Raw genomic sequence first — 1,440 nt, forward strand, 5'->3', positions numbered from 1 at the left:
GTGACATGGGGTGATGCCATAGAAGTTCCCTGCATAGATGTATATCCACCATTATTATATGAAGAACGAACCGCAACACCAGGTGCTGAGACATCAGGTTTTAAAAGATTCCAGGTAGGGTAATACCAGTATTGTGGGTCATTCCAGGGACTCTGATTCGGTGCTGGTCCACGCGATGAAAAACTGGCAATCACATCGAGTGAATCGGTTGCACCAACGCCTATTGCAGTGGGATAATTTCCTGGTGCATTTGCTGTTCCTGAATTTGGACCACTATTACCATTGGAGAATACAGGAAAGACATCCAGGTTTTTCCAGTTCAGAATTATATCCCACCAGTGTAAATCGGTCTGACCCGAACTGCCCCAGGAATTACCAATCGCCCGGATATCAACACCGCCTGACTTCAAGCTTGCCAGATACTGCATACAGGTATCAATCCAGGCGTACTGTCCAGAACCGTTCGCATCAAATGCCTTGGTTGGAATGTAGTGGGCACCATAGGCAACACCAACATCATTCACAAATGGGCCTGGACCATCACCCCCGCAGATAGTTCCCATTGTATGCGTCCCATGACCATGGTCGTCATAAGGAGTAGATTGTCCGCTCACGCCGTCAATCCAGTAAGGAGAGAGCCATTTACCGGTAAGTGCCTCATGGGTAGTTAATACGCCGGTATCAATATGACCAAGAATTATCCCTGAACCAGAATAACCCGCTGCCCAGCAAGAATCTGCCTTAATTTTCTTGATGTTCCATTCTGGAGCACGACCAGTGATATCTGCTTCAGGCAGAACCTCAGCATCAAGTTTCACTATCCCATTGTGGCAGATAAACCAGATATCATCACGCTTGGCAAGTTCATAGATTAATGCCTTTGTTGCCTTTAAATGGAATCCATTGAATATCCAGAATTGACCACCAACTTCGGCTATCTCTCTTGGTAATGCCTTAAGGTATTCAACAATCTCGCGTTGTGAGTTTAAGGCAATATTCTCAAATACCTTGCACTTTTCAACCGGTGTCATTCCCCGAAGCTGGTCATAAGGATATTCTGTAGCCATATGGACGATAACGAGTATCTTTTCGTTATCTGATGTATTATGCAGAATCTGCGCCAGTTCCGGAGTCATCTTACCCGGTATCACTGGCCTTGCTACAAAAAGAAACGCAAGCAACAAATTAAACATACACACCTCCTTTTTCAATTCTCTTTATTTGAATTGATCCTGTACTGCAGCATCCCCATATTTTAATTCATTTATTCTCACCTCCTTTTATATGATAAATTCTATTAATTATTTTTGCTTTGTCAATAAGAAAATCTTTTTATCAATCAAATTGCTGTTCTGGTATTCCGGTAATTACCAGAATACCAGAATAGTTTCAAGCGGAAATATCACTTTTCACCACAGCATTTTTCTGCTTCATTTTCAT

General features: G+C 42.8%; 1 protein-coding gene. It reads right to left on the reverse strand.

Features of this window, described 5'->3' with window-relative positions:
- On the reverse strand, positions 1-1,193 hold a 1,193-nt coding region (locus ABIL69_05930; GenBank protein ID MEO0123529.1), incomplete at its 3' end, for a S8 family serine peptidase.
- Positions 1,194-1,440 lie beyond the last annotated feature (247 nt).

Source organism: candidate division WOR-3 bacterium (assembly GCA_039802005.1).
In the GTDB taxonomy this organism is placed as follows: Bacteria; Hydrothermota; Tepidihabitantia; order SM23-42; family JAOAFX01; genus JAOAFX01.